Raw genomic sequence first — 23,257 nt, forward strand, 5'->3', positions numbered from 1 at the left:
AGAAGCTGGCAATGAACAACCCTTATTTAATCCGGCGCGCTGGCGCCGCCATACTCAGTCTTATGTTGTTATTCAGTACCTTAGCAATTGCTGCGCCCAAAGCTGTGTTGTCCGGGCCATCGCAAGCTGTTGCCGGTGATATGGTAACGCTTAGCGGTAAGCACTTTACTGCCGGAGCCACCTTCACGGTGAAAACGCTGGTGGGTAAGCGCAGCAGCCAGGAGGTGGTTACTGCCGGCAGTGATGGAAGTTTGTCGTATCAACTGGTTACCGGCAACGCCGGAACATACCAGCTACAGGTACGTGACAGCCGTAACAGGCTGGTCGCGACGTCAGTAGTGATGGTGCACCCGGCAGGAGGTTAGGCTATGTCATTTTATCAAGATGCCGGCCTGATTACGCTGGTGTTGACGCTATGCTGTTGTGCAGCTGTTGCTGGCGGACCAAAGCCGGAGCTGGCGTTTGTGTCAATCCGCGACGGTAATGCGCACATTTACGTTACCCGTGGCGAGCAGCAACAAGCGCTGACCAGCGGTAACTCTGTCAACACTCAGCCGGCTTGGTCTGCCGATGGCAGCACTTTGGCATTCAGTTCGGTACGTGACGGCCAGTCGGCTATTTATCTGATTGGCGCGGATGGACAAAACCTGCGCCGGCTTAACTACAGCACACTGTGGCAAACGGCACCGTCCTGGTCGCCGGATGGCACGGCCATAGCTTTTCTGGCGCGGGATAACAGCAAAGCCGGGGTTGATCTGCATATAGTGCGGTTGTCTGATGCGGCGCTTACGGTGATCGGTGGCAATGCGCTGGAAAAAGGCCCGGATGCGCCGGTCTGGTCGGCAGACGGTAAACAATTGGCTTTTTTAGGTGCTAATGACGCGGGTAAAGCCGATGTCTGGGTAGTGCAGCGTGATGGCAGCGGGCTGAAAAATATCAGCCAGCAGGTGTCAAAGCGGCATAAAGCGCACCCGGCTATTTCACCGGATGGCCGTTATGTGGTGTATGTGGCTGATATGCGCGGCCACCTGGCGCTGATCCGCACCGATTTACAAAGCGGCGAGTCAGTCAATTTAACCGCCGATACACCTGCAGCCTACGAAACACCGCGTTGGTCTGCTGATGGCCGCCGGTTGGTGTTTGCCAGCAGCCGCGACGACCCGGGGTTAACGCGGATGGATATTTTCCTGATGAATGCCGATGGTTCAGCAGTAACTAACCTGAGCCGGCACCCGCATGAGGATTTTAATCCGCATTGGGCGGCAGATGGTCAACGCATTATTTTTACCAGTTTGCGCAGCGGTACCGCACAAATTTTTGCCTACGATTTGGCGTCGCAACAGGCGATGCGGATCACTGACAACCAATCGCATGATATGGACCAGGTGCCTCAGCCTGCAGCAGTACGTGCTTTGCAAACTGCGGTATCGGTAACACAAGGAGACCTGTCGTATGAGAACTGAACCTATCAGCCCCCTTAAAAAGGGCCTGTTTTGCCAACTGATAATTGCGGCATTCTGTTGTTACAGCAATACAGCACTGGCGGCAGATAAAACCTATACCCTGGATGCGGACTTTGCGCTGGGTTTGCTCGATGGTGTGAACTACGATGCGCCCAACAGTGATCAGCTGCAGCTTAATGCTGTGGGTACGACTTTCCCGGTAGCCTGGATTGCTAACGCCGGTGAAGACACAGTGTCTAAGTTCGATACAAATTTGAATAAAGAGGTTGCGAGGTACCGCACCTGGTTTGGCCCGGCGGGGCAGGCCGGCTTTTATAATCACCTGGGCAATGCTTATGACGGTGCTGCACCTTCGCGCACTGCGGTTGATATTAATGGTAATGCCTATGTGCTGAACCGGCATTTTAGCCAGGGTGTCTCCAGCGCCGGTGTGGTGCTGAAAATTCTGGCCGAAGGTTTTATTGACCGCAATGGTAATGGCGTAATGGACACCTCGCAGGATAGCAATGATGACGGCATTATCGACAGCAGTGAAATGCTGCCGCTGGCTGACAGCAATGGCAACGGCATCATCGATGACGCTGAAATTCAGGATGAGCGTATTGCCTGGGTAAAGCGGGTACCTGACGGGGTTGCTGCACCGCTGCGGCCCACCGGTGTGCTGGGGCGTGCCATGTGTATCGGTACTGACGGCAACCTTTGGGTGGGACTGTTTAATGACAGAACCTACTACAAAATCAGCTCAGCTGATGGCGCCACCATTACCGGGCCGGTGTCGACAGCGCCCGGCGCCGGCCAGCCTAATGCCGGCTCCTGGACGCCTTATGGTTGCCTGATTGATGCCAACGGCACTTTGTGGAGCGCGTCGTTGTCAGGCATCCTCGGCAAAATTACCAACACCCAAAGTGATACCGGCCCTTATACGGTGGCGTCTTTTTCCTCCGGTTTTAACTACGGTATAGGTTTAGGTAATGGCCGTGTGTATCTGGGCAGCTCTAACCAGCAGTTTGATCCCGCTACTAATACCTATTCTGCCATTACCAATATGACGGTTGGCAGTTCCGGTATCGTAGTTGACGGCAGTGGCAATATTATTGCCGGCAGTGCCACAGTGCGTAAAGTCGCGCCGGATGGCACTTTGCAATGGCAGGCACCGCTGCAGGCCGGCGGTAGCAGCTCAGTTGGTATCCAGGTTGATGCCAATAATGACGTACTGCAAATCGGCTTTACCAGCGCCGGCCGCATTCAAAAATACCGTGGCACTGACGGCGCGCCACTCGGTGTATTCCCGGTGGGCAATATGCCTTACACCTACAGTGATGCTACCGGGCTGGTGGCGCGCAATGTTACCAACCCTACCGGTACCTGGACTGTAGTGTATGACAGTGGCAGCAGTGGTACAGCCTGGGACAATATCAACTGGAATGATCTGACACCGCCCGATACTGCAGTTCAGGTGTCGTACCGTACAGCAGAAACCGAAGCCGGTCTGGCGCTGGCGAGCTATCAGGCGACGGCTAAGGGCGATACATTGACAGGTAGTGGCCGCTTTATTCAGGTGCAAAGCCGGCTTAACGGCAATGAACAGGGTGACACGCCGGTACTGTTTGATCTGACCATTAGTGCGGTTGATGCCGGTTGTGACGTTGATGGCAATGGCGCCACCGACTCTGCAGACGTATCGCTGGTGCGTGCGGGCATAGGTCAGACTCCGTTGCCCGGCGATGTCAGGGATCAGAACGGTGATGGCAAAATCACGGTAAATGATACCCGGTTATGTGCGTTGAAATGCAGCTTACCCCGCTGCGCCATTGCACCTTAAACCGGGTTTTAACATAAATAGAAGGATACTGTTATGAGTAAGTTTCTGATGTCTGTTTTGTTGGCATTGTTATTGGCCGCTGTGCCGGCAAAAGCAGCAATGATTTACCTGTCACCGGCCCAGCAACAGGTGGCCGTGGCTGATACGCTGTCGCTGGATGTGTTTGTGTCCGGTCTGGCCGGAGAAATTGTCTCAGGTTGGGATTTGAATTTGCTGTTCGACAACAACATTTTGCAGGCGACGGATGTGTTTTTTGATCTGGCAAACTTTACTGAAGATCCGATATTGGATGCTATATATGATGCCACTATTACCGGTGGGGAAATAAGCAGTTTTCTGGTGTCGTTTCTGACCGATGCGGAGCTGGCGCTAAAACAGACCGAGCCGGTAAGGCTGTTTTCAATCAGTTTTCTGGCGCTGACCGATGGCGTTAGTTTGGTGAACTTTGGCACAGACCCGGATTTTGCGCTTAATGTAGTCGGGCGTGATGGGGTCAGTTTGGATCTGGTAGCACGTGGTGCTTGTATCGGCGTGGGGCAAGGCCAGTGTGTGGTAACAGATGTTCCGGCACCGGCAACCTTGTGGCTGTTTGCCCTGGCTGCAATGTTACCGCTGAGCCGGCGGTTCAGGCTAACAGGCAACAGCTAAGTTTAATGTGCCGGCATAGCTTACGCAGTAGCATAGTTAACGCAGCAGGCGCTGGAAGAGTTTTCTCAGCGCCGCTGGCTTTAACGGCTTCAGTAAAAAGTAATAGCCGGCGTTTAATGCGTTTTCGCGAATGTGTTCACTATGATCCGCCGAGTGAATAACCACCGGCACATTTACCGCAAAATGCGCCGCCAGCTGATTGGCTACCTCTACGCCGGTGGCGCCATTATCCAGATGATAATCAAACAGCAGTAAGTCGGGCTTTAAGCCCTGTTGCAGCGCCTGTAACGCTTCTGCCGGTTGGCCAACAGCGGTAACGTCAATCTGCCAGCTACGCAGTAACTCGGCTACGGCAGCGCGCAGTTGTGGTTCGTTATCCAACAGCAATACCTGTTTTGCCGCAAAGCTGGCGCTAATGGCGCCCGGTACCGGTGTTAGTGCCGTTGCGGCTGGCTGCTGCGCCAATGGCAGGGTAACGCTGAAGCAACTGCCTTTGCCGGCTGCAGAATGCACGGCGAGGCGATGCTGCAAAATACCGCTGATGCGTCTGGCAATAGCAAGGCCCAAGCCCAGGCCTTTTTGATCCGGCTGCGAGCCTTGTTGGAACTCTTCAAAAATACGTTGCTGGTCTTGCGCGGCAATACCGACACCGGTGTCGATAACGCAAATTTGCAGCTCTGTGCCGCGCCGTTTTACGCCTAATATTACCTTGCCGCTGTCGGTATAGCGGATGGCATTGGCCAGCAGATTTTGGATCACGCGTTTAAGCAATTTTCGGTCTGTCATTACGGCCAGTTTTACCGGCAGGTAGTGAAACGCCAGGCCTTTTTCGGCGGCCAGCGCCGCTGCATCTTTAGCAATATCATCCAGCACCATGTTTACGGCAACTGCTTGCGGTTGGGCGCTGATCACGCCTGAATCCAGCTTGGTGAGCTCGAGAATAGCTCCGAGCAACTCTTCTGCCGAGTTAAGTGAGTTGATCACATTTTGGCTCAGCTGCTTTAACGCCGGCTCGGTCTGTTTATCGCGCAGCAGGCCGGCGAATAAAGCGGCGGCATTAAACGGCTGCATTAAATCGTGGCTGGCGGCAGCAAAAAACCGGGTTTTGGCGCGGGTGCTGGCTTCAATTTCCTGCTGTGCCAGTTGCAGCTTTTCGTTTAGCTGTTGCAGAGCCTGAGTGCGTTCGGTTACGCGCTGTTCCAGTTGTTGCTGGGTGTCGATAAAGGCACTGACATCACTGTAGGTGGTAACAAAACCGCCACCGGGCAGCGGGTTGCCCTGCATTTCCAGCACACGGCCATCTTGCTGGCGACGCTGAAACTTATAGGCGCTGCCTTGCTTTAAGTAGCTGAGGCGCTTTTGGATTTCAGCTTCAATATCTTCGCTGTCTATCAGGCCGCGCTGCAGGTTAAAGCGGATTACATCCGCCACCGGTTTACCCACTTCGACCAGGCCGGGCGGATAGCTGAACATATCAATATAACGCTGGTTCCACGCAATTAAGCGCAGATCGGCATCGACTACGCTGATACCCTGGCTGATATTGTCGATAGTGGCACGCAGTAAGGCCTGGTTAAACTGAAATACCTGGCTGGCTTCGTCGACAAAGCGGGCAACAGACTCCAGCGGCAGGGCGGCATGTTTACCACTGGCGTCCATGATCAGCCGCATCGACGCGCCACCGACCACTGCAGCTAAGCTGCGTTCAGCGGCCTGCAACAGATTGGCCGGTGCCAGTTGCTGCAGCTCGTGCGGCTCTTTTAAATTGCGCTGTAGCAGGCGTCGGGCTTCTTTTTCACCGGCAAAACGCTTAACCAGCAGGTAACAGTCCTGCACCGACAAATTCAGTGGCCGGCTGTGACGACTGTTAACCTGCAACCGCAAAAAGCGGCCGCTCTCCAGCCATTCGCCGACACGGGTCGCACTTAAGCGGCTTACCAGTACCACCAACAGGCAATTCAGGCTCAGACTAACCAGGACGCCAATGCTTATGACATCGGCATTTAAACCAAACAATTGCTGCGGTGCCAGCAGGCGAAAGCCAAACGGGCCCTGGCTAAGCCAGCTGCTGCCGATTAAACCGGCCCGGCTGAGCTCGGGCAGCAGAATAATATACGCCCAGGCGAAGGCGCCACCGCATAAGCCGGCAATAGCACCCTGACGGTTAATATTGCGACTGAGTAAGCCGAGAATTAACGCCGGCGCCAGCTGCGCCACCAGCGCAAAGGCCATCAGGCCCAACTGGGCGAGACCGGTTTCGGTACCAATCCAGCGGTAATAAATATAGCCCAGTGCCATTACCGTTAGCATGGCAATACGGCGCAGAGTAGACACTTTAATATGGTTGGGTGAGTCGACCCGACGCGCCGGCGTGCGGTACACCAGTGGTGCCAGCAATTCGTTGGTGATCATAATGCCCAGTACTACGGTGGCCACTACCACCATACTGGTTGCCGCTGAAAAACCGCCCAAATAGGCCAGCAGAGCAATATCGGTGCGCTGCGCTGCCAGCGGGATTTGCAACACCACCAAATCGATATTGGCGTCAGCGCCCAGCAGCATGACACCGGCCAGCGCCAGCGGCAGGGTAAACATGCCCATCAGCAATAAATACAGCGGAAAAATCCAGCGTGCACTGCGTAAATGGCCCAGGTGCTGGTTTTCAACAAAGGTAACGTGAAACTGCCGTGGTAAACACAAGGTAGCAGCAAAGCCCAGCAACACATGCAGCCAATAAGTGTGGGCCGGCAATGCGCCCTGCTGCAGTTGTTGCACCGCCGGGTGGGTAGCGGCCAGGGTGAAAATCTGGCCGATGCCGTCATACAACCCCCAAAATACAAAGGCGCTGATGGCCAGCAATGCCAACAGTTTTACCAGTGATTCAAAAGCGATGGCGGTCATCAAGCCGGGGTTAGGCTGGTGTGCTTTAGCACTTTTACTGACAAACAGCAGCGCAAACACCGCCATCCACAAGGTAACGTACAAACTGGTATCGGTATACCAGTGTGGGTCCGGCGCACTGCTCACCAAAGTATTAATACTGGTAGACACCGCATGCAGTTGCAGCGCGATATAGGGGATCACCGACATCAGCAGAATAAGGGTGGTAATAACCGCCAGTGCGCGCGAATGGCCAAACCGGGTGGCGATAAAGTCGGCGATAGAGGTAATGCGGTAGCGGCGACAGGCGATAGCGATGCGGGCGATCAGTTTAAAGCCAAACCAAAACAGCAAAAAGGAACCGATATAGGTAGGTGGCATCCACCAGCCGTTTACCGCGGCCTGGGCAGTAACGCCGTAAAACGCCCAGGAAGTGCAGTAAATAGACAAAGCGAAACTGAACACCCAGGGCGCCAACGGGTGCTTGCTGTTAATACGTTTGCCAAAATGGCCGACACTAAACAGGATCAGCAGGTAAACAAGAGAAAGCGCAGCTATGGTGCCAAGGCCAATGCTGCTGCCGTTTAATATCATAAGCTCAGGCGCTGTCATCTGTTCGCTAAGTCGCCTGATTGTGCCTGAGTTTTCTGCATGCGGCTAGCGGGCTGTCCAACCGCCGTCCAGCACCAGGGTTTGCGCAGTCATATGCCGCGCGGCGTCAGTGCAGAGAAATGCGGTAGTAGCAGCAATTTCATCGACGCCGATAAAGGCTTTTTGCGGCATTGGTGCCAGCATAATCTGCTCTGTTACCTGCTGCTCGGTCAGGTTATGCTCTTTGGCTTGGGCAGCAATTTGCTGTTCTACCAGCGGTGTTTTCACGTAGGCCGGGCACACTGTATTAATAGTGAAGTTGATATCGGCATTTTCCAGCGCCACTACTTTACTAAAACCAAGCAAACCATGCTTGGCGGCAACATAAGCTGATTTGAACGGCGATGCCACCAGCGCATGAATAGAGCCGATATTAATAATGCGGCCAAAATTGCGTGAGCGCATACCCGGTAGCATGGCGCGGCTAAGCATGGCCGGGCCGGTCAGCATCACATTGATTAACTGCTGCCACTTTTCTGGCGGAAAATCCTCCAGCCGTGCCACATGCTGAATACCGGCATTGTTTACCAGCACATCGGCCGGATACAGCGCAGCGCAATTAGCAATGGAGGCCGCATCGGTTACATCCAGCACTATGCCGGCGGCGGTAAAGCCCTGCGCTTGCAGTTGTGCTACTTTGTCGTCAATCGCGTTTTGGTGTAAATCTGCAATCACCACCTTGTGGCCCTGTGCGGCAAAATGGCCGGCAATAGCAAAGCCTATTCCACCGCTGCCGCCGGTAATAACAACCTGCATAGTACTCATCCTGTTATTCACTGTAATAGCTATCATGCTAGAAGCGGTTGCTGTGCGCAGCAACGCTACTTTAGTGCTATAGCAGCGTAAAAGGTGACAGCAGAGCAAAATATAAAATTGGCAAAAACAAACCGATACCGGTGCAGTAACCGCAAAATCCGCTGTATCGCTTTGTATGGCCCAGTGCTTATGATAAATTCGCTTCCAGTTTACAAAATTAGTGCCGGCCACAATGCGTTTTTACTGCATTAAGTAGTACTGACCTGGTGGCTATACAACTTAATTTGATTAAAGTACCTGAAAACAGTGGTTTTCTTTGTGCAGTACGCAGCAGTATTGCCAGGTGCGCTTTGATTTTAAGGATTAACGATGTCTGCTTCTGACAATGCTTCTGTTACCGGTGACGGCAAACGCGGCTGGTTTACCCGTTTTCTTGATACCGTAGAGTGGTTGGGCAATTTATTACCTCATCCGGTAACCTTGTTTGCCATGTTTGCTGTGGCGGTGGTGTTAGGCAGCGGTATTGCTGCTTACTTTGATGTCAGTGCCATAGACCCCAGGCCGGAAGGTACGGCTGGCCGCGCCGCCGATGGTGTGATCCGTGTGGTGAATTTGGTTAGTGTCGATGGCCTGCAGCGCATCGTGTCTAACCTGGTCACTAACTTTACCAGCTTTCCGCCACTGGGCGTGGTGTTGGTGGCCTTGCTGGGTGTAAGTATTGCCGAGCATTCCGGGCTGATTTCAGCCGCTATGCGTGGCCTGGTAATGGGCTCATCAAAGCGCATGGTTACTGTGACTATTGTATTCGCCGGTATTATTTCTAACACCGCTTCGGAGCTGGGATACGTGGTATTGATCCCGATGGCGGCGGTAATCTTCCACTCGCTCGGCCGCCACCCTTTGGCAGGCCTGGCGGCGGCTTTTGCCGGCGTGTCAGGTGGTTATAGCGCTAACTTGTTTATTGGCACAGTGGATCCTTTGCTGGCAGGTTTTACCCAGTCTGCCGCTAACTTAATAGACCCTAACTATACCGTCGGGCCGGAAGCGAACTGGTTCTTTATGATCGCCAGCACGTTTTTTATTGCTGGTTTGGGGGCTTTTGTTACCGAGAAAATAGTAGAGCCCAAATTGGGCAAATACGACGCCAGTGAAGCGGCGGTTGATTTAGGCAAACCGCAGTTAGACAAACTGAGCGCAACGGAAAAGCGCGGCTTAAAAGCGGCCGGCCTGGCGTTTCTGGCGCTGGGTATTTTGCTGGCATTAAGTGTGGTGCCGGATTGGGGGCCATTACGGCATCCTGAAACCGGGTTGGTTGCCGGTTCGCCATTTTTAAAAGGTATAGTGGTATTTATTTTTATCACCTTTGCTATTCCGGGTTATATCTATGGCCGCATTGTCGGCACGATGAAAACCGACCGTGATGTGATTAATGCGATGGCAAAAAGCATCAGCTCTATGGGCTTGTATATAGTACTGGTGTTCTTTGCCGCCCAGTTTGTTGCTTTTTTTGGCTGGTCTAATTTAGGCTCAATTTTGGCGGTGAATGGAGCTACTTTGCTGCAGGATATTGGCTTAACCGGGCCGGGGTTATTTTTCTTCTTTATCGGTATGTGTGCTTTGGTCAACTTGTCGCTGGGTTCAGCTTCGGCGCAATGGGCTATTTTCGCGCCTATTTTTGTGCCTATGCTGATGATTGTGGGTTACTCGCCGGAGGTGATTCAGGCAGCTTACCGTATTGGTGACTCGGTAACTAACCTGATCACGCCGATGATGAGCTACTTTGGCTTAATTCTGGCGGTGGCAGCACGCTATAAGAAAGATTTAGGCATTGGCACGCTGATTGCCACCATGCTGCCTTATACCATGGTGTTTTTTGTGGGTTGGACCTTACTGTTTTACGTGTGGGTGTTTGTGCTGGGCTTGCCGGTAGGGCCGGGTTCACCAACTTACTATCAGTTTGGTGGTTAAGCTCTTTTAGGCCACTAAAAAACCGCACGAAAGTGCGGTTTTTTATTACTCACTGACAGCGGTAGACTCACGCACTACCAGCTCGGGAATAAATACCGGCTGCTTGTCTGACAGCGTCTTACTGGCATTCGGTTTGGTATGACGGAATAACAGCTCTGCCGCTTGTTGCGCTATGGTCACGTTAGGTTGGTGCGCGGTAGTTAGCGGCGGCCAGGTTTGACGTGAAAACGGGCTGTTTTCAAAGCCGGCTATTGCCAACTGCTGCGGAATAGCAATGTTCATTAAGCGGGCACTGAATAACGCACCGGCGGCAATTTCATCGTTACAGGCAAAAATAGCAGTGGGCTTTTTACTCAGCGCCATCAGCTGTTTTGCACCCTGCACACCGGATTCAAATGAATAGCTGCCGGGCACAATAAATTTCGGATTTGGCGCAATATTACGTTTGGCCAACGCGGCCTGGTAACCGGCTAAACGCTCACCACTGGAGCTGTGTTCTTCATCACCGCATAAAAAGGCGATGTCGCTATGGCCCAGTTCCAGCAAGTGGGTGGTTATTTTAAATGCCGCAGTAAAGTCATCCACTAACACACAGTTACTCAGTTTCGGTGAGGGTGTTGAGCCGGAAATAATCCGCACAAAATGCACGCCTATACTTTCCAGTGCTTCGGCAATATGCGGCATTTCTGAAAACGGTGGCGTCAGTACCAACCCCGCCAGCCGTGATTGCTGCACTAAATCTATTACTTCTTGCACTATGCCCGGTGATTTGGCATTAGTCGGGTGGATCAGCAGTTCATAGCCGTGTTTGCGGCAAGCATCCAGTAAACCGCGCTGCATATCAATAACATAGTAGGCATTGGGGTTGTCGTAGATATAGCCGATGCTGAAGGAGCGGTTGCTGGCCAAATTACGTGCCGCAGCATTAGGCTGATATTGCAGCTCGTTAATGGCCGCCATCACCTTGTCGCAGGTATCCTTGCGCACTGACGGCTCATTATTCATTACCCTGGACACCGTTTTAATCGATACGCCGGCGTGGCGGGCTACATCATTAATGGTAACTTTCATGGCGTTTTCCGGGCCCCCGAAAATGGCTGATATGACGATAATAGCGCGTTCTTTATTAAGTCATAGTATAAATATGACAGCGCTGGTCATTAATTAGATCAAATTGAACTAATGGATACCTCTTTTTTGACCAAACGGCAAATACTAATTACAGAAATAAACGGCTATTTATACAACCTGTGTTGCGCTGATAGTGGAAATTGCTGCTTAATAATTGATATTAAATGGTATTATTTTCTTTTTGCTGTAGGTGACAACCGCGGCCTAAGCCATTAAAACCACTTTAGCTTGTAGTAGGCTAACGGCTGTAGTTTGTAATATTCGTTTAAAATTTCGTCGAATTGGGTTTGCAAAGGCGAAATTTTTTGTGTATGTTAAATTTCAATGACAGCGTTGTCATTAAGGTGTCCGGGAAATAAGACAACAAAATTACAGAACAGGAACGGGAGAAGCATATGCAGCACAATAAAATAAATAAATGTGCCTTAGCAGTGAAACTGAGTTTGTTAGTGGGTAGTGCCGCATTAACGATGCCAGCGTTCGCTGCTGATGAAGCAGCAAAGGAACAACAAGTAGAAGTGATTCAGGTGCGCGGCATTAAAGCCTCGCAGGAAGCCTCGCTGAATGTGAAGCGCTACGCAGTGGCCACCGTGGATGCGATTACATCGGAAGATATCGGTAAGTTTCCGGATAAAAATATCGCTGAATCGTTACAGCGTATCGCCGGTGTTGCCATTAACCGCGGCTTTGTTGGTGAAGGCGCGGAAGTATCCATTCGTGGTGTTGACCCGACCCTGACCCAGGTGCAGATGAACGGCCAGTTTGTGGCATCTACCTCCTGGTTCTCTCAAGGCGCAAATAAGCGCAGTTTTAATATGGATTTGATGCCATCAGAGATGATTTCAGATCTTGAAGTATATAAATCACCGGTAGCATCGCTGGATGAGGGCGGCGTTGGCGGTACCGTAATTCTGCATACCCGCAAACCACTGGATTTGGACAGCAACACCTTGTTTGCTTCTGTTGAAGCGAACCAGAACTCTCTGGCAGATGACACCGGAGTGGGTGCTTCTGCGTTATACAGCTGGAAAAATGACGACGAAACCTTTGGTGTGCTCGGTATGATTTCAACACTGGAGCAGATTGGTCGTGGTCGTAAAGCAGAAAACTACTGGGAAGAGGGCTGGTCAGCTGCCGGTATTGCCGGTTTTGACCAAGACCGTAAGCGTGACGCTTTTGATATCACTGCACAGTTTCAGGCAACAGATCAGTTAGGCTTTACCTTACATGCGTTTCGTACCAAGTTAGATGCCTTTAACACCAACCAGAACTTTTTAGTTATTGGAGCTGATCCGGCTTTTATGACCGATACCAGTGGCCGCGTAGCACCTAACGGCTTGCCGTTAACCGGCACCGTGACGCGCGCAGCCTGGTTAGCACAGGACACTAACACCCGTAATGCTGAAATGACCAGTGATGTACTGGACTTGCGTGTCGATTATGAAGCGGCAAATTACACCTTATCGGGTGTGATCGGTAAAACCTCTGCTGACGGCGGTAACGGCGGCAATGCCAACGGTTTATGGGGTCAGCCAATCGATGGTACTAACGGCATTACGGTTGATGTCGATATGGATTTAGCCAATAGCATGTTGTTGGTGCCAAATGGCGTAAGCTTGAGTGATGCGTCGTGGCAGGATTTCCAGGGCGGCTCCCTGGCTCGCACTGAACTGGAAGACGAAGAAACCTATGCCCAGGCCGATTTAAAGCTGGATGTGGATTTCGGCGCCATTCAGAGTATTGAAACCGGTGTTAAAATTCGCTCACATGAATTCATTTACAACTCTTACGGCGCTGAATTAGGCGATCATGGCATTACCAATATCGGCCAGTTTGAAGATGGCCTGTTAGAGGATTTTGATGGCGTGATGGCAGCCGGTTCACCAACCAGCTATGTCAAAATTGATGGCAAGGCTTACTGGAATGCATTAAATAATTCGGTAACAGCCTGGAACAGACAGCTTGCCAGTTTTAGTTCAGTGACTGAAGACGTATATGCCGCCTATGTGCAGGGTAATTTTTCCGGCGATAACTACCGTGGTAATGTTGGTGTGCGCTATGTGAAAACTGAAACGGATGGCCGGGCTTACAACGGTAACCTGACCGCTATCGATTCCTTTAAGGGCGATTACAGCGATTTTCTGCCCAGTTTAAACCTGGCTATCGATCTGTCAGATGACCTGATATTGCGGATGTCGGCCGCTAAAGTGATGACCCGTGCCGGTTATAGCCAATTAGCACCGGGTTATAAAGGTTTGCCGGACACGCCACCGGAAAGCGGCCGTTTGCAGGCTTCACGGGGTAACCCGGCGATAGACCCGTTCCGTGCAACACAAATGGATATTGGTCTGGAATGGTATTACGACGAATCATCGCTGTTATCTTTCGCCGTGTTTAATAAAGATATTGCCTCTTTTATCAGCACGAAGAAAATCATTGAAGATTTAGTTGATGTACCGGTGCCGGGTGAGTATGAGGTGTCTGTACCGGACCAGGGCCGAGGCGGTAAGATTGAAGGCCTGGAGTTCCAATGGCAAACCAACTTTGGTAATGGTTTCGGTGCCTTGTTTAACTATACCTATGTTGATGCGACCGGCGAGACCGACAACGGTGAGCAAATTATTCTGCCCGGCTCATCGCGTAACCAGTTTAACGTAACCGGTTATTATGAGCATGATATGTTCTCTGCCCGTTTGGCCTATACCAACCGCAGCGAGTTCTTCGCTGAAGGTACCGCTTTGGGTAATGGCAACGATTCTTTTGATGCGCAGGATTTCCTTGATGCGTCAATTGTATTCAAAATTACCGATCAGCTGGATGTGTCATTGGAAGGTGTCAACCTGACCAATGAGATCACTTACCAGCGCCACAGCACCGGTGCGGAAACGGTGCGGGTTATTACAGAAAATGGTCGGCGTTATGCGTTAAAAGCATCTTATCGCTTCTGAGCATGACACTAAAAAGGAAGGCATTTGCCTTCCTTTTTTTCTGCTTTGTAGTAACGTAAAACAGTTTCGTTTCTAAAGGTTGCAGTATGCAAACAGAGGCAATACGTTCAGTGCTGGTGGTTGGCGGGGGTACTGCCGGCTGGCTTACTGCGGCCAATCTGGCGCAGTCGTTTAACAGCGGCGCAGCGGGGGCTGTCAGTGTAACGCTGATAGAATCGCCGGATATTCCTACTATCGGCGTGGGTGAGGGCACCTGGCCCACTATGCGGGCAACATTGCAAAAGCTTGGCATAAAAGAAGACGACTTCCTGCGCAGTTGCAACGCCACTTTTAAGCAGGGCACCAAATTTATCAACTGGCAGCACAGCGAGCTGCCGGGCAGTTATCATCATTTGTTTACCTCCGTCAGCGACCCGACGCAATTTAACCTGGCACCTTATTGGTTACAGGGCCGCGCCGGCGACAATCTGTCTTATGCCAGTGCAGTAAGCGCCCAGGGCGTGATTGCGGAGCTTGGGCTGGCGCCGAAAAAAATCACCAACAAACCCTACGAGGGTGTACTTAATTACGCTTATCACCTGGATGCCGGTAAATTTGCTGAGCTGTTAAAAAACCATGCGCAGCAAAAGCTGGGCGTGCAATTTATCAGTGCTAATGTGCTGGATGTTACGCTGGCCGCGGATGGCAGCATCGCTGCCGTGGTTACCGACACAGCGGGCACGCAGCAAGCCGATTTCTACGTGGATTGCACCGGTTTTCAAAGCCTGTTACTGGGTAAAGCGATGGGTGTGGGGTTTCGCTCCGTCGCCGACACCTTATTGGCAGATCATGCCGTAACAATCCAGGTGCCGCATCCGGCGACGGATACACCGCTCAACGCCTGTACCCACTCAACGGCACAGGCGGCAGGCTGGATTTGGGATATCGGTTTAACTAATCGTCGCGGGGTTGGCTATGTGTATAGCAGCAACCATGTATCACACGATGAAGCCGAGCAGACCTTACGGCGCTATATTGGCCCGGCTGCAGAGTCGCTCAATGCCAGAAAGCTGGCAATGCAGGTGGGGTATCGGGAAAAGTTCTGGCATAAAAACTGTGCCGCTGTGGGCTTGTCTGCCGCCTTTGTTGAACCGCTGGAAGCATCGGCAATTTTTCTGATTGAGGCCGCAGCCAATATGCTGGCCGATCAGCTGCCGGCACTGAAACAAAACCTGCCACTGGCTGAGCGTAAATTTAACAGCTCGTTTTTGTTTCGCTGGCAAAAAACTATCGACTTTATCAAGCTGCATTATGCGCTGTCCGGCCGCACAGAGCCGTTCTGGCAAGCTGCGCGGGCAAAGTCATTAATACCCGAATCACTGCAGGACTTAATGCAAAGCTGGCAAACTCAGCCGGTTAGCGCCTATGACTTTGCCCATGTGTACGAGCCGTTCCCGATGGAAAGCTACCAATATGTGTTATACGGCATGGGCTTTAAGCAGCAACTGGCCGATCCGCAGCGTTACCGGCAAGCTGAGAAAGCCGGCATGTATTTTCAGCGGGTGCAGCAGCTGACCAGACAACTGCAACAGGAGCTGCCGCCCCAGCGCGAGCTGCTGGCAAAAATTTATCAGTATGGTTTTTCTGCGCTTTAAAGGCAGATGTTAAGCGGAAATAATAATAATGACTAATATAGTTGCGCTGGACAGCCAGCAACATCAGCAGCATAAATTACGCGAAGATCCGCTGTTCCCGCATATTGCGTCGGCACATATTTTGCCATTGGAAGTTACTGAGTTTGCCGCTGCGGCAGTAAGCTTCCCGATAGTATTTGTTAAAGACAGCGCTACAGGGCAGTTTCGTGCCTGTGCCCTGACCGGTTTGCAACCCGGGCAGAATTTGTATTGGCAGCCAAGCGGCTGGCAGGCCGCTTATATACCTCTGGCGGTGCGCAATTACCCGCTGCTGGCGGTACAGCCTGAGGCGCAATCCGGCGATTATATTATTGCGGTAGATGCCGATAGCCCGCTGTTTAATCAACACAGCGGTGAGGTCCTGTTTGCCGCGGATAAGGGCACTGCTTATCTGCAACAGCGGGCCCGCTCTGCCATTGCCCTTGCGCAAAGCAGCGCTTTAACGCAGCAATTTATTGCCCGCTTGCTGGAGCTTGAGCTGTTAGTGGCCCGAACCTTAACGCTGACACCTAAAGGGGCGGAGCCTTATGATCTGACCGGCTTGTACGGCATAAATGAGCAACGGCTGGCGCAACTGACGGCAGAGCAATGGCTGTCGTTGCGCGCCAATAATGGTTTGTTGGCTGTGCATGCGGTGCTGATGTCGATGAGCCAGCTGCCGTTGTTGGTTGGTCGCTTAGCACAATAGAGGAATAAGGCTATGTTAAAACCCACTTTGGACGACATTATCATCGTCGGTGGCGGCACAGCGGGTTGGTTAACCGCGGCGATACTGGCGAAAAAGCTTAATGCCGGTACAGCCGGCAGCGTGCAAATAACAGTAATTGAATCGCCGGATATTCCGATTATCGGCGTGGGTGAAGGTACCTGGCCAACTATGCGTACGACCTTGCAGAGCGTGGGCGTGGATGAAGGCGAGTTTATGCGCGAATGCGATGCTACCTTCAAGCAGGGCGCTGAATTTGTTAACTGGCAGCACACTCCGGCTGCCGGTGAGACCCACAGCTATTTTCATCCGTTAAGTGCGGTGTTTCATTCCTCCTATGATTTTAATCTGGCACCGTATTGGCTGCAGGGCGCATCTGAACTGCCTTACGATTTAGCCGTCGCATCGCAAAGCCGTATTTGTCAGCTGGGGTTAGCGCCGAAAAAAATTACGACCCCTGCGTTTGCGGCGCTGCAAAACTATGCCTATCACTTTAATGCGGTGAAGTTCGCCGCCTTTATGAAAAAGCATTGCACCGAAAAACTGGCAGTACACTTTATTGCCGCCAATGTGCAACAAGTGCGGTTGCATCCCTGTGGCGCCATTGCTGGGGTATTGACGGACAGCCATGGCGACATTAACGGCGATTTTTTCGTTGATTGCACCGGCAGCAAAGCGTTGTTGTTAGGCGAAGCGTTAGGCGTAGGCTGGCACAGCATTAATGACGTAATTTTTAACGATACTGCGCTGGCGATGCAGGTACCTTATCCGACAGCCGACTGGCCTATTGCTACGCATACCATAGCCACAGCGCATGAAGCCGGTTGGACCTGGGATATTGGTTTGCATAACCGTCGTGGTGTCGGTTACGTTTACTCCAGCGCGCACAGCACGGATCAGCGGGCAGAGCAGATATTGCGCCAACATATCGGTGAGCAGGCAGAGGGGCTGGAGGCGCGTAAAATAAAGCTGAACCTGGGGTACCGGCAGCAGTTCTGGCAGCAAAACTGCGTGGCCATCGGTATGTCCGCCGCCTTTATCGAGCCGCTGGAAGCGTCGGCAATTTTTCTGATAGAAGCCGCGGCCAATATGCTGGCAGAGCAGTTTCCGCGCAGCCGTGCCGCGCTGGGTTTTGTTGAAAAGAAATTCAACGATACCTTTAAGCTACGCTGGGATAAAAGCATCGACTTTATCAAATTGCATTATTGTATCAGTCAGCGCCGTGACACGGCTTACTGGGTAGACAACTGTGCCGACAGTTCCATTCCAGATTCACTGCAGCAGCGTTTAGCGCACTGGCGGCTGCACCCGCCCGGTAAGTACGATTTTGACTATGCGTTTGAACCCTTTGTGCTCGACAGCTATCTGTTTGTTTTGTATGGCATGAAGTTTAATACCGACCTCAGCCATAACCTCAGCAGTTACCCGGATAAACAGCGCGCGCAACAATTGTTTGCCGAAATTGACCGCACCACAGCATTGTTGCAACAGCAATTGCCAACGCATCGTGAGTTAATCGATAAGGTGTACCGCTACGGTCTACCCAAGCTGTAACGCCGGCTGGCTTATTTACTGCCGGCCACAACAATAGCGCCTTGCTTATCGGCGACCTGATGTTCTGCTGCGGCACTGCGCTCGCCCACCAGTTTTGCACCCCAGCGCCGCAGTTGTTCAAAGCCCAATAAACAAATGCCTACCGCCAGGGTGGATAACAGCATACCGCTAAGGCCTAAACTGGCGCGTTCGGAGTGCATCGTCCAGAAAAACTGCAGCACACATAAAAATGCCACGACTAACAATGTTGGTTTACGGCCAATCAGCGCAACGATAAATACCCCCAGCGGTGCGCCCAGCGCGACAACGGGCGCGGCGGCCAGCCAGTTTTCAAATACGCCCGGCTGCATGCCGGTGGTGAGGTTTTTTACGATCACGCCAAGCACTGAAGTGAAGGCCATAATGATCACTGAAGTGGGAATGGCAATTTTTAAATCGGTGCGGCACAGCAACACCAGGGCAGTATACAGCACCATATCGATGCCAACACCGGTAACAGAGGCTACGGCAGCGCCGGATAACAAACCAATCCAGCAGCCAACTTTAAAATCCCATTTTTCGTTAAATTCGGTCATGCCGCTGTGGCCGGCAATTTCGTTAACACGATACAGATGCAAAATGCCAAAGCTGGCCCAGACTACGGCAAACACCAGTTTGATCCATAAACCCGGAATATAAGGCGCTATTAACCAAATGCCCAACGGCGTGCCAATCAAGCTGCCAAGCATGGCGCCTTTGAGCATGGCCCAGGCAATGGGCTGGCGCCGCGCCAAAATAAAGATACTGGCGCTGGTCATGCCGATGGCTTGCACCGCAAAGCTGAAATCGCGTCCCAGGGTGGCGGGGAGTTCAAACAGCAATACCAGCACCGGAAAGCCCACAGTGCCGCCGCCCATCGGCGTAGAGCCGGCGGCATAGCTGCCTATCGCCATAGCGACAGCGATTGGCCAGTGCGCTTTGGCCTCCGGCCAGTACCCTAAGCCAATAACCAGATATAACCAGACGGCATAAAAGCTCACCAGCCAGAGTAACCATACCCACAAATATTGTTTCAGTTTTTGCTGCATGTACGCGGTCTATGCCGGTTGAAATTGTTGCTTTGTTATATCGGTTTCTCTGCTGTTTTACCAGTAGCAAAGCGGCAGGCTGCGGCTATAACGTAAAAAACAATATTGCATAACAGCGCTGGTAAAACGGTGTAGTGATAAAAAACTGATGGCAGATAACCGATTAGCTAATCTGCTGCGGTTTGCACCGGTGCGGCTGTTGATCCGGCCGCCGACTTAGCGCATGATAAGGCCGCACTGCTGATGGCAATCAGGGGACACAACATCAACGCCCTCAGCACTTCTCACATTAATGACTAAAATAAAGAGCAGTTTTATGACTTCAATTCCAAAGATTGTGCCGTTAAACAAGGAACAGCACGCAGATACCAAAATTAATAATAACAACGCCTTTTCTCATATCAGCAGCGAGCATATGTTGCCGGTGGTGGTGCATGAGTTTGTGGTGGCGGGTGCTGAGTTTCCAATCGTGTTTGTTAAAAACAGCGAAAACAATACCTATCAGCCGGTGGTAATGCTGGGGTTGTCGGCCAAACAAAACCTGTTTATGCAGGATGATAAATGGCAGGCGTTATATGTGCCCCGCGCTGTGCGTAACTATCCGCTGGTGCTGGTGCAGGATAAAGCCGAAAGCGAGCGTTTGCTGGTGGCTCTGGATGAATCTTCAGAGCGTGTTGGCCAGACAGAAGGCAATGCACTGTTTAACGCCGATGGTGCTGAAAGCGAGTTTTTAACTCATCGTAAGCAACAGATGGCCGAGTACCTTGAACTGGGGCAAATTACGCGTAATTTTGTTGCCAAATTACAAGAGCTGGAGCTGATTAAAGAGCAGGTGCTGACTTTAAACGTCAACGGTGAAGAGCGCCGCATTAACGGTATTCACCTGCTGGATGAGAAAAAACTGAACGAGCTTAGCGATGAGGTTTTTGTTGAGCTGCGTAAAAATGGTTTCCTCACTGCTATCTACGCCCATCTGATGTCATTGCAACACACGCAAAAACTGGTTAAGAAAATCGCTGACGCCAGTTAAGCGTTGCAACAGGTAACAGCAAAGGCTGTTACCTGTTTTATGGTTACTACCCGCCGTTTGTTACTTCTACTGTTCTGCTGTGTACCGCCTGATGCCGGCTGCGTAACCAGAGCGGTTTAGTGTCAATTGCCAGTGGCGCCTGATAAGGCTGCCAGCTTGCCCCCTGATCGGTGCTGAACTCGGTATACAGGCCGGGCAAGGCGTTATTTACCTCAATACCTGCTGCGGTTGTTCTTGCTCCGGGTGGTGGCAGATAAAAACTGCTGCCGTTGCCGGCTAACCGCGCTAACTCAATCTGGCCAAGCCGTGTTGCAAAGCCGTACCAGTCTTGTTGTCGCTGTTGCTGAGCCTGTTGCAGGTTGTTGCTTTGCTCCCACGTGGCTTTATGCCAGGCGCGTTCGGCCAGCGCCAGCATTCTGGGGTATAGCATCTGTTCCAACTGTTCAGCGGTGCGAACCGTTTCGCTCCAAAGCTGGCCCTGGATGCCGAGAATATTTTGCGTTTGTTGCAACGCCGGCATTTCGCGGCCAACCAGTGCTTCTAAATCGGTAATGGCGGCGCCGTTTCGGGTGGTATCGGCATTGGCATACAGGTTATCCGGCATAAAGCCGAACACTTTGTCGATGCTGCTAAAGCGGGTAGCCCAGTAGTAGCCGCGCTCAAGAGGGTGGGCTTCATGCGGATGATCAAAGTACAAATGTGTGCCGGGTGACAGCACCACCTGATAACCATTATTGGCCAGCCGGTAAGCACGGTCGGCCACGCCCCATTCCCAAATGTTATCCCAGGCATTGGCAATCACTTTGTCATTGGCAAACTGAGCACGGTTAAAGGTATTTTGCTGATCGTACATTAAGCCATCTTCCCAGCCGGCCAGGTTCAGACCGCGACGATGGGTAATTTCTGCTACCCGGCTGACAAACCACGGCTTTAAATCAGCGACACCGGCTATGCCGTTGTCCGCAATAGCAAACAATTGCTGACAGGCCGGCGAGCCAAGCCAGGAGCCGGCCGCCACTTCATCACCACCCATATGGAAGGTATTGAGCCTGACCCCTGCGCTGCGGTACATCTGCTGCAGCTCGTACACCACTTTCTCTACAAAGGCATAGGTAGAGGCCAGGCAGACATTAGCCGAACTGTCGGTATAGTTTTGCACGCTAAGGTAGCGGGAGCTGTCGGCAGGGTCTGATAGCAAGTATTGCGCGGCAGCCTCCGGTTGGCCCAACGCCTGCAGGCGGTTATAGCGCGCTTGCATCGCGACTATGGCCGCCCTGGCGTGGCCGGGTAAATCAATTTCCGGAATGACTTCAATGTGCCGCGCTGCAGCATATTGCAAAATCTCAATAAAATCAGCGGTGCTGTAGTAGCCGTTGCCGGATCCGGTTTTATGCGGCCCGGTGCCAAGCTGGGTTAATAAACACTGTTGCTCGGTTAAGTCAAAGCAGCGCTGGCCGCCGATGTCGGTCAGCTCCGGTAAGCCCGGTATTTCCAGCCGCCAGCCTTCATCTTCGGTTAAATGCAGATGCAGCTTATTCAGCTTGTAGCGCGCCATATTGTCGATCAGCCGCAAGGTTACGTCTTTGCCGTGAAAATTGCGCGCCATATCATAATGCATACCGCGCCAGGGCGCGCGTGGCTGATCAAATACCTTGCCTTGTGGCAGCTGAACGCCGTTATCTGCAGGTTGCAACAACGCCAGCAACGACTGCACCGCGTAAAACGCCCCGGCATTGTCTTTACCAATCAGATGGATATGTTTGTCGTTAATCTCCAGCTGATAACCTTCTGCCGGCAGCGGCAAATTACTGTCTACCGCTAAGCGGATCTGTGGAGTGTTCTTCGCAATGATGTTGGCACTGCTTTGCAGCGTCAGACCCGCTTGCTGCAGTTGCTGCTGTAAGTACGCCGCTTCGTTGGTTAAGCGCCCGCTATAACTGATTTGCCAGCTGTTGTTCAGCGTTAGCCGGCGCTTACTGAATTTGGCCTGTAGCGGTGTGGGGATAATCCGCTGTGCGATATCCGCTTCGCTGTTATGTGCATTAAGCTTAGCGTTGTGGGCAAAACGCGTGGCGGCGGTAACAACCGGCACTAAATCGGCTGCACCGCTGTTGCGCAATTGCTGTTGCGCCGTAGTAATAGGCGTAACAAAGCGGCTGAACTGTTCGGTATCGGTATTGCCAAATACCACCGGGGTTAGCCCTGCGGCGGTAATAAAAGCGCGTGGCATAAAGTCGCTGTAACTCACCACCCAGGGCGCTGAGGTATAGCTTATACGCAGGTGCTGGCCGGGCGCCAAACCGGCAAAGTTGCTATCGGGGCTTAACCGGTGCAGGTCGCCCTGAATATGTTGCAGTATCAGGCCTTGCTGCTGTGTGGTGTCAATGCGGCGGATGGAGTGAAAGTAAATTTGCCAGTCTGACTTACCGCGTGGCAATGCCTGGCCGGAGCCGTTGTGTAAGGTAATAGCCGCGCTGAAACGCGAGGCTTCTGTTAAGTGGTTCGACAGCACACTGAACATCAGGCTGCTGTCGTTGGCAAAATCAGCCAACTGTTGTTGTGTAAATGCCGTTGCTGCCAGCGTGGGTTGACAACAGCAAGTCAACAACAGACAAAACAGTACCCGTAGTAATGGCATAACATGCTCCCCTTTGTTTTGGCCGGTGTTTGCTGCTGCAGCGCCGTGCCGGCAGTATTTGCTACTGCGTTGTGGTTTTATTCGTCAGCTTAACAGCTCAGATCTCTTGGCTAAACTGCTGATTAAAATCTTATTTATATATGTATCTGTCGCAAACCGGCAAAATGTCCGTTTGATTTTTAAACAAGACACTTGTTATTTGTCAGAATTATTATATGCTGAATTTAAAAAATGACAACGCTGTCAATTCACTTGGTTGTTGATTAAATCTACAGCGCAGAGTATTGACCACTTCGCAGTTGGCCCCGGTAGCCGGCTGCAT

Annotated in this window: 15 protein-coding genes; 10 read left to right on the forward strand and 5 right to left on the reverse strand. The window is 51.9% G+C overall.

Annotated features, from left to right (window positions below; translation table 11 throughout):
- The first annotated feature begins 11 nt into the window (after positions 1-11).
- The 4 genes from Q8O77_RS07210 to Q8O77_RS07225 are packed head-to-tail and all read left to right on the forward strand — an operon-like array spanning position 12 to position 3,933.
- A complete protein-coding gene (locus Q8O77_RS07210) occupies positions 12-365 on the forward strand; it encodes a hypothetical protein (RefSeq protein ID WP_305552177.1) in 354 nt (117 codons plus the stop codon).
- Positions 366-368: 3 nt separating this feature from the next.
- Positions 369-1,463 (forward strand): hypothetical protein, encoded by a 1,095-nt coding sequence (locus Q8O77_RS07215; RefSeq protein ID WP_305552178.1) that lies wholly within the window; start codon positions 369-371, stop codon positions 1,461-1,463.
- A complete protein-coding gene (locus Q8O77_RS07220) occupies positions 1,453-3,285 on the forward strand; it encodes a hypothetical protein (RefSeq protein ID WP_305552179.1) in 1,833 nt (610 codons plus the stop codon). The genes Q8O77_RS07215 and Q8O77_RS07220 overlap by 11 nt, the downstream gene beginning before the upstream one ends.
- A 33-nt stretch (positions 3,286-3,318) precedes the next feature.
- A complete protein-coding gene (locus tag Q8O77_RS07225) occupies positions 3,319-3,933 on the forward strand; it encodes a hypothetical protein (protein ID WP_305552180.1) in 615 nt (204 codons plus the stop codon).
- Positions 3,934-3,969: 36 nt separating this feature from the next.
- Here the strand turns inward: Q8O77_RS07225 and Q8O77_RS07230 are convergent, their stop codons facing one another.
- Entirely contained in the window at positions 3,970-7,425 is a 3,456-nt protein-coding gene (locus Q8O77_RS07230; RefSeq protein WP_305552181.1) for a PAS domain-containing hybrid sensor histidine kinase/response regulator, read from the reverse strand.
- Between the two features lie 45 nt (positions 7,426-7,470).
- Positions 7,471-8,220: a 3-hydroxybutyrate dehydrogenase gene (locus Q8O77_RS07235; protein ID WP_305552182.1), complete on the reverse strand. Its 750-nt coding sequence runs from the start codon at positions 8,218-8,220 to the stop codon at positions 7,471-7,473.
- Positions 8,221-8,589: 369 nt separating this feature from the next.
- Between Q8O77_RS07235 and Q8O77_RS07240 the strand changes: the two genes are divergently transcribed.
- Positions 8,590-10,188 carry an AbgT family transporter gene (locus Q8O77_RS07240; RefSeq protein WP_305552183.1) on the forward strand — a complete coding sequence of 533 codons (1,599 nt, stop codon included), beginning with the start codon at positions 8,590-8,592 and terminating at the stop codon, positions 10,186-10,188.
- 45 nt (positions 10,189-10,233) lie between these two features.
- Here the strand turns inward: Q8O77_RS07240 and Q8O77_RS07245 are convergent, their stop codons facing one another.
- Positions 10,234-11,259: a LacI family DNA-binding transcriptional regulator gene (locus Q8O77_RS07245; protein ID WP_305552184.1), complete on the reverse strand. Its 1,026-nt coding sequence runs from the start codon at positions 11,257-11,259 to the stop codon at positions 10,234-10,236.
- Between the two features lie 455 nt (positions 11,260-11,714).
- On the opposite strand from Q8O77_RS07245, the gene Q8O77_RS07250 reads away from it, so the two are divergent.
- From Q8O77_RS07250 to Q8O77_RS07265, 4 genes are all read left to right on the forward strand, one after another.
- On the forward strand, positions 11,715-14,267 hold the full coding sequence (locus tag Q8O77_RS07250) for a TonB-dependent receptor (RefSeq protein ID WP_305552185.1): 2,553 nt from the start codon (positions 11,715-11,717) through the stop codon (positions 14,265-14,267).
- An 86-nt stretch (positions 14,268-14,353) separates the two neighbouring features.
- On the forward strand, positions 14,354-15,901 hold the full coding sequence (locus tag Q8O77_RS07255) for a tryptophan halogenase family protein (RefSeq protein WP_305552186.1): 1,548 nt from the start codon (positions 14,354-14,356) through the stop codon (positions 15,899-15,901).
- Positions 15,902-15,929: 28 nt separating this feature from the next.
- On the forward strand, positions 15,930-16,628 hold the full coding sequence (locus Q8O77_RS07260; protein ID WP_305552187.1) for a SapC family protein: 699 nt from the start codon (positions 15,930-15,932) through the stop codon (positions 16,626-16,628).
- 12 nt (positions 16,629-16,640) lie between these two features.
- Positions 16,641-18,200, forward strand: coding sequence for a tryptophan halogenase family protein (locus Q8O77_RS07265; RefSeq protein WP_305552188.1), 1,560 nt, complete (start codon positions 16,641-16,643; stop codon positions 18,198-18,200).
- An 11-nt stretch (positions 18,201-18,211) separates the two neighbouring features.
- On the opposite strand, the gene Q8O77_RS07270 is transcribed toward Q8O77_RS07265, so the two are convergent.
- Entirely contained in the window at positions 18,212-19,267 is a 1,056-nt protein-coding gene (locus Q8O77_RS07270) for a sulfite exporter TauE/SafE family protein (RefSeq protein ID WP_305552189.1), read from the reverse strand.
- A gap of 316 nt (positions 19,268-19,583) precedes the next feature.
- On the opposite strand from Q8O77_RS07270, the gene Q8O77_RS07275 reads away from it, so the two are divergent.
- Positions 19,584-20,297: a SapC family protein gene (locus Q8O77_RS07275; RefSeq protein WP_305552190.1), complete on the forward strand. Its 714-nt coding sequence runs from the start codon at positions 19,584-19,586 to the stop codon at positions 20,295-20,297.
- A 46-nt stretch (positions 20,298-20,343) separates the two neighbouring features.
- Here Q8O77_RS07275 and Q8O77_RS07280 read toward each other — a convergent pair whose 3' ends face one another.
- Positions 20,344-22,935: a family 20 glycosylhydrolase gene (locus tag Q8O77_RS07280; protein WP_305552191.1), complete on the reverse strand. Its 2,592-nt coding sequence runs from the start codon at positions 22,933-22,935 to the stop codon at positions 20,344-20,346.
- Between the last annotated feature and the right edge of the window lie 322 nt (positions 22,936-23,257).

This window comes from Rheinheimera sp., from assembly GCF_030690345.1.
Lineage (GTDB): Bacteria > Pseudomonadota > Gammaproteobacteria > Enterobacterales > Alteromonadaceae > Alishewanella.